The sequence below is a fragment of the Acinetobacter sp. NigerLNRRAM0016 genome (assembly GCF_054112845.1).
The window spans coordinates 73,137-80,107 of record NZ_JBSYVT010000017.1 but is presented as its reverse complement, the minus strand read 5'-3'; the positions used below and the strand labels follow the sequence as shown (position 1 = coordinate 80,107).

General features: G+C 40.1%; 7 protein-coding genes. 4 read left to right on the top strand and 3 right to left on the bottom strand.

Translation table 11 applies throughout. From position 1 onward, the window contains the following. Window positions 1–238: 238 nt before the first annotated feature. Both ACWQ4X_RS12000 and ACWQ4X_RS11995 read right to left on the bottom strand, forming a co-directional pair. Window positions 239–508 carry a hypothetical protein gene (locus ACWQ4X_RS12000; RefSeq protein WP_457903793.1) on the bottom strand — a complete coding sequence of 90 codons (270 nt, stop codon included), beginning with the start codon at window positions 506–508 and terminating at the stop codon, window positions 239–241. A 2-nt stretch (window positions 509–510) separates the two neighbouring features. Then, window positions 511–924, bottom strand: a complete 414-nt coding sequence (locus ACWQ4X_RS11995; RefSeq protein ID WP_457903792.1) for a hypothetical protein — start codon at window positions 922–924, stop codon at window positions 511–513. 576 nt (window positions 925–1,500) lie between these two features. On the opposite strand from ACWQ4X_RS11995, the gene tsaE reads away from it, so the two are divergent. From tsaE to hfq, 4 genes are all read left to right on the top strand, one after another. Beyond that, a complete protein-coding gene (gene tsaE, locus ACWQ4X_RS11990; RefSeq protein ID WP_457903791.1) occupies window positions 1,501–1,977 on the top strand; it encodes a tRNA (adenosine(37)-N6)-threonylcarbamoyltransferase complex ATPase subunit type 1 TsaE in 477 nt (158 codons plus the stop codon). Then, window positions 1,970–3,901: a DNA mismatch repair endonuclease MutL gene (gene mutL / locus ACWQ4X_RS11985; RefSeq protein WP_457903790.1), complete on the top strand. Its 1,932-nt coding sequence runs from the start codon at window positions 1,970–1,972 to the stop codon at window positions 3,899–3,901. The genes tsaE and mutL overlap by 8 nt, the downstream gene beginning before the upstream one ends. A gap of 6 nt (window positions 3,902–3,907) precedes the next feature. Continuing rightward, a complete protein-coding gene (gene miaA, locus ACWQ4X_RS11980; RefSeq protein WP_457903789.1) occupies window positions 3,908–4,852 on the top strand; it encodes a tRNA (adenosine(37)-N6)-dimethylallyltransferase MiaA in 945 nt (314 codons plus the stop codon). A 95-nt stretch (window positions 4,853–4,947) separates the two neighbouring features. Continuing rightward, window positions 4,948–5,466, top strand: coding sequence for an RNA chaperone Hfq (hfq, locus tag ACWQ4X_RS11975; protein ID WP_142768940.1), 519 nt, complete (start codon window positions 4,948–4,950; stop codon window positions 5,464–5,466). Between the two features lie 184 nt (window positions 5,467–5,650). On the opposite strand, the gene ACWQ4X_RS11970 is transcribed toward hfq, so the two are convergent. After that, entirely contained in the window at window positions 5,651–6,961 is a 1,311-nt protein-coding gene (locus tag ACWQ4X_RS11970) for a peptidylprolyl isomerase (protein WP_457903788.1), read from the bottom strand. Window positions 6,962–6,971: the final 10 nt, after the last annotated feature.

The following is a 6,971-nucleotide window of genomic DNA, read 5'->3' as shown; positions in this document are numbered from 1 at the left end:
ATTTCTAAAATGTATTCACGAAACAATATTGAGTTGGCATTTTTATCAGTATATTTCTTTATAATTCTCCCCCAATTGCCTTTTTGAATTGTGCTTCCAACGCCTAGAAGAGTAGGAGAAACATGGTACATAAGATTGTTCATTTTGAATTAAACGGCTCTGTAAATATTCTAGAATGATTTAATGTAGAAGCCCTCAATTGAGGGCTTCTTGTGCGCATTAGACGTTTGGAATAGCCCTATTTTTTCTTCATAAGCATAAGCATAGGAATTGTTGAAGCCAGCAAATTTTTTCTAAATAAACTGGAATTAGAGGTTGTAATATTTACATTATTTACTTCCGCATCCCAGCAGTTTTCTAAAATTACACCTTTTTCACAACTGTTTGCTTCAACTCCGGATATGCGAATAAATCTAGAGTCTTTTGAGTGAATAACTGCATCTGAATTAGAGCACTTTACATTAGTAATAGTAACTCCATAGCTCTGATCGATCGAAATTAATGCCATAATTATCTTCCCATTAATTCTATCAATTTTTGTAAATAGGGTTGCATCGGGTCGCCAAGAGCACTATTGATAGTAATCCAAGCACTAAGTGTGCCGAAAAGATCAATACTTCGTTGTTTCCAATTATTACGATCTTTCTCATTTTGTACTAAGTGAATATTTTGAATAGCCTTATCTTTAAATGAAATATTTGAAGACTCTAGTTTTGTATCATCCTGAATGCTATTGATAAATTTTTCTAATTTCTCAAAATAATCAATTTCATCCTTAAATTGAATATTAACGTTTTTTGTTCTTACATTAACAGCTTGATTAAGCACAATACCTTTTCCATCACCTGTTATAGAAATATCGGTATCTTCAATCAAGTGATGTCCACCACCTATAACTTCTATTCCAACTCGGTTATTTGACATTCTTTTTCCTGTATTAGTTTAATTAGGAAGGATACTTTAAATTTATTAAAGATCATGACTGCTTATTAATACTACCTTCTTAAAAAGGTTGTGCAGAGTATTATTTGTAATTAATAACATTTGTAATTTGAGTTGACAATAAGTGACAATTTTGGATTTATTCAAAATTAATATGATGCTTTTAATAGGTATACTCAGGCTTTGATATAGTAGAGGTTTGAAAGCGATAAAATTAGAAAAACTGATAAGTAATGCCTGTTCAAACTCTGTCTAAGCGAGTGTTTACCTCAAAAATGGTTTGTAGTTATCAATGATTTGCAAATCATTCTGCTACTATATTGCAACCATAAAAAATACTAATTTATATAAGATTTTGTTTTTTAATATTTAATTTTAAAAATATCTACCACGAATCATTGGTGGAACAAAATTATTCGCAGTCATAAGATATCAATCACAACAGGTTAGCAGAACACAAGTGCTGTATTAAAAATGCACATTTCGTATGCGTGGCATAGGTATTAAAAGCGTTGCGATGCTATCATAATTCTACTTTTAAATCATGTTGTGAGTCATATGTCGTATTCATTTCATTTGCCCCTAAACTCTGAAGCAGATACCCAGCAACTTGCGCAAGTGATTGCTCAATATTTTGCTGAGGGTGTCATTTATTTAATTGGAGATTTGGGTGCGGGAAAAACGACATTTACCCGCTTTTTAATCCAGCAGCTGGGGCATCAAGGTTCGGTCAAAAGTCCGACTTATACCTTGGTTGAGCCGTATAACATTCAAGATAAGGCTGTCTTTCATTTTGATCTGTATCGTCTGAATGATCCTTATGAGCTTGAATTAATGGGCATCCGTGACTATCTGGATACACCACATGCATTATTCTTGTTTGAATGGCCAAGTAAAGGTGGTGAAGAAATTCCAACAGCGGACTTAACCATTGAAATTTTAAAATCTGAAGATGAGTTATCACGTCAAGCGACTTTAAGTTTTCAATCTGAAGCGTTGTTAAAAGCGCTTGAACAGGCATTTCAACATGCATGAAGACTTTTCTACACGTCGTATTCATACTCTAGATCCAGCACTCGCCAACCAGATTGCAGCGGGTGAAGTCATTGAACGTCCTGCATCTGTAGTCAAAGAGTTGCTGGAAAACTCAATTGATGCTGGTGCCACAGAGCTGATTATTCGTGTAGAGCAAGGTGGCAGCACGCTGATTGAAATTATTGACAATGGTCGCGGGATTCATCCTGATGATTTGTCTTTGGCAGTCATGCGGCATGCCACCAGTAAAATTCAGACCGCTGAAGATTTACACGCGATTGTGAGTTTGGGTTTTCGTGGTGAAGCATTGGCATCCATTGCAGCGGTTTCGCGCCTCACTTTAACCAGTAGCCAGGTTGACGATGGTGTGGGCTATCAAGTTGAAGTGAATGGTACTGCATTTCAACATCAAGAAATTCAAGCAGTTGCAGCATCGCGTGGTACCCATATTCGGGTACAGGATTTATTTTTTAATGTACCAGCTCGCCGCAAATTTTTAAAAAAGCCTGGCACAGAGTTTGGTCATATTGAAGAAATTGTACGTCGTTTAGCCTTAACCCATTTTGATATTCGTTTTGTGCTAGAACATAACAACAATATTCGTTTGAACTTACCTGTTGCAGATAGTGGTGCATTACGTTTTCAGCGCGTGCAGCAATTGCTGGGGCGACAATTTACAGAGAATGCGTATTGGATCGATGCGGATAGCGTCAATATGCGTTTAAGTGGCTGGTTAGGGCATCCTTCAGATGCACGAGCACAAGCCGATTTGCAGTATGTCTATGTGAATGGACGAATTGTCAAAGACAAGACCATTTCGCATGCCTTACGCATGGCCTATGATGGTATTTTACATGGACATCAGCATTCGGCCTATCTGCTGTTTTTAGAAGTAGACCCAGAAAATATCGACGTCAATGTCCATCCAACCAAGCATGAAATCCGCTTTTTAAATCAACGTGAAGTACATGAATTTGTACGCCATTTTGCCAAAGATACTTTGGCGCAGTTTCAAACTGCGAGTGCAGATTTGGCACAAGCCTTGAAAGTTGAGCAAACCAGCCCAAATAATGTACAGCAACCCCGCTATCAAGAGCAGTTTCAATTACATCGTGCTGTCGAGCAGACCGCTGCAGTTGAACCGCAAGCAGTGCTGACTGATTTTGAATCATCACAGCCGCAAACCGTGCAATATGTTGCACAAGAATCGCGAAATTATCAGGTCAATTCAGCACAGGCTACCAATGCTGCTTTACAGAGTTATTTGGCACCGTTAAGAGCGCAGAGTCAGGTTGCTGCAGATACAATTGAAGATTTTGTAGCCACTAAAGTGGATGAACATCCACTTGGAATCGCAATTGCGCAATTACACGGGATTTATATCTTGGCGCAAAATACTGAAGGCTTAATTATTGTTGATATGCACGCAGCACATGAGCGGATTTTACTGCAACAGATGAAATCTGCTTGGGAAACCCCTGAATTTTGGATTTCTCAGCAGTTGTTGATTCCTAAAGTGGTCAGTGTGAATCGTATGCAGGCGCTTCGAGTGGAAGATTTAAAAAATCCATTAGCACGATTGGGCTTGGAAATAGACCAGTATGGTGATGAACAAGTCATCGTTCGTGGCGTACCTGCAATATTACATAAAGCTGATTTTTCCGCACTGATTCCCGAATTATTGAATGATTTGGATCCAACTGATGAAGTGCGCGGGCTCATGCAGAAGCGCGATCAAATCTTGGCGGGAATGGCTTGTCATGGTGCGGTTCGTGCGCATCGTCTATTAAGCCTTTCAGAAATGAATGCTTTGCTTCGTCAAATGGAGCAGACTGAATTTGCGAGTCAATGTAATCATGGACGTCCTACATGGCGTGCATTTCCATTGGCTCAGCTTGATAAACTTTTTGCTCGAGGAGAGTAAACCTAAATGTCGAATCAATTGCCTGTCATCAATTTGATGGGACCTACAGCCAGCGGTAAAACGGCTTTAGCATGTGAGTTATATGAACAGGGCAATTTCGAACTGATCTCTGTAGACTCGGCATTGGTTTATCAAGATATGGATATAGGCACTGCAAAGCCGAGTAAGGCAGAGCAGGCCCAGTATCCGCACCATCTAATCGACATCATTAGTCCATTGGACGTCTATTCTGCTGCGCAGTTTGTAGAAGATGCCTCAAGTTTAATTGATGAGATTCATGCGAAGGGTAAAACTCCAATTTTGGTTGGTGGCACCATGCTTTATTTCAAAGCTTTGCTTGAAGGATTGTCGAGTAACTTACCGAGTGCGGATTATGCGATTCGTGCTGAAATTGAAGCGCAAGGTGAGCGTGAAGGCTGGGAGGTGGTATATGCATCGCTGTGCGCAGTGGATCCATTGGCAGGTGAGAAGTTCAAGGTCAGTGACAAGCAGCGTATTATTCGCGCACTAGAGGTGTTTCGGATCACTGGGCAGCCAATTACCAAACTACAGGCAGAACAGCCAAAAAATGTACCATATCGTTACACTTTTCATAATTATGCTTTGTTGCCAGATCGGTTAGAATTACATCAGCGAATTGAAAAACGCTTGGAAATTATGTGGGAAATCGGTTTTTTGAATGAGGTGGAATCACTAATTGAAAAATACGATCTAACTGATGATTTGCCTTCAATGAGATCAGTGGGTTACCGACAAGCCTTGGATTTTTTATTAAAAAGCGACAAAAGTCTCGAAAATAAGAAAGAAATGGAGGATAAAGCCCTTTTTGCGACACGACAACTTGCCAAACGTCAATATACATGGTTAAGATCTTTGCAACAGTCGCATAAATTTAAAACATATTTAACAATAAAGCAGGCTCAAGAAGACTTGCGAAACTGTTACGGATAAAGCAAAATTTACACACTGTCTTTTTTATAATTTTTAATTGAAAAATAAAGATAGTTTTTTGCGCTGATTTTTAATATTTTTTGGAGTTGTATAACATGTCTAAAGGTCAAACTTTGCAAGATCCGTTCTTGAATTCTCTCCGTAAAGAACGTATTCCTGTATCTATCTTCCTTGTTAATGGTATTAAGTTACAAGGTCATATTGAATCTTTTGACCAATATGTTGTTTTATTAAAAAATACTGTAAGCCAAATGGTTTACAAACACGCTATTTCTACGGTTGTACCTGCTCGTAACCCACGTCCTGCTGGTGCCCCAGCTGGTGCGCAAGGTACAGGCTTTGGTGGTCAAGGTGGTGGCTTTGGTGGTGGTCAAGGCGGTGGCTTTGGCGGCGGTCAAGGTGGTGGCTTCGGCGGTCAAGGTGGCTTCGGTGGTCAAGGTGGCGGCTTCGGCGGTCAAGGTGGCTTCGGCGGTCAAGGTGGCGGCTTCGGCGGTCAAGGTGGCTTCGGCGGTCAAGGTGGCGGCTTCGGCGGTCAAGGCGGTTTCGGTGGTCAAGGTAGCTTTGATGGCGAAACTAAATTTGATGACTCTCAAGAAGACGACAACAATCGTTAATTGATATTCATTATAAAAGCCTCTCTGTTGAGAGGCTTTTTTTTGCCTAAAAGCACGAAAGAGTAATTAGGGCTTTTGAGCTTAATTGCTGATAGGGGTTAAAATGAGAATGTAAGATATGATTGTATTACATGCTGCACATAAAAAAGCCAGTCATTCTAGACTGGCTTTTTACGATAGATCTTTAAGAAGTTTTGTTGTTCTTGCGATCTAAGCTAGGATCTTTAATCTCAACAAAGGCATTGTTGCGAATTTCACGTAACCAGCTATCAAGTTCCGTATCAAATTGGCGTTCGCCCAAGATTTGACGCGCCATGCGCTCTTGATATTCCTGTGTCATATCCTGTTGACGAGTCTCGGTAACTTGCAGGACGTGCCAGCCAAACTGGGTTTGGAAGGGTTCACTGATTTGTCCTACAGGTGTGCTTTTCATTTTTTCTTCAAACTGTGGAACCATCACACCAGGGCTAACCCAACCTAAACTTCCGCCATCACGTGCAGAACCTGAATCATTTGAGAAGGTTGCTGCAAGAACAGCAAAATCTTCACCTGTTTTTAAACGATTATAAATGCTGTCAATCATTTGCTTGGCATTTTCAGGGCTAACCACTTCCGAGGGTTGAATCAAGATATGTCGCGTTTTGTATTGCGGGATAATCGCTTTTTGCTCAGATCCTTTGCGCTCTAACAGTTTGATAATATGAACACCATCACGCGCGGCAATTAACTCGCTGGTTTGACCCACTTGTAATGGAGTCACACGCGCTGCAAGCTCTGTTGGAATTTCTGAAAGATTTCTAAAGCCCATATCCGCACCTTCGACTTTAACGTCATTGGTGCTGTATTGCTTGCTAATAGCAGCAATATCATTGCTACTGTCTAATGCAGTGCGGACTTGTTTGGCAACAGTCTCAACATTGTTCTCTCCTGATACACGTGCATGAATCACATGAACCTGACTACCCAAAGCCGCTTGGCCTTGTGGAGTTTTCAAGAAATTCGCAACATCTTGGTCACTAATTTTAATGCGTGACATGACGATCTGTTGGCGTAAACGGTTAATGGCTAAATCTTCAGCAATACGTTTGCGTAATGATTCATATGTGCCAGGCGCCATTTTATCCAATTTTTGTTGGAAAGCTTCTAAAGAGTTACTTCCAGATTGGTTGGCAACTTTTAATACTGCTTCATTTAAGCTTTTTTCATCAGCTTTTATGTTATAGCGTTTTACTTGCTCTAATTGTGTTTGACGTAATATCAGTTGTTCTAGTGCTTGTTGCTCAAGATACTGATCGGGCGGAACTTGGCGCTTTTGAGCTTCTAATTGATGTTTGGTTTCAGCAACACTTTGTTCTAAATCACTTCGTAAAATGACACTGTTGTCGACAACTGCGACCACTTCATCGGAAGTCTGTGCAAATGTCGGCATTGATGAAGAAAGGGCAATAGCGAGTGCAGTTGCCTTAAAGAATTGTTTTAACTGTTTTGTCTTCATTAACATCGTG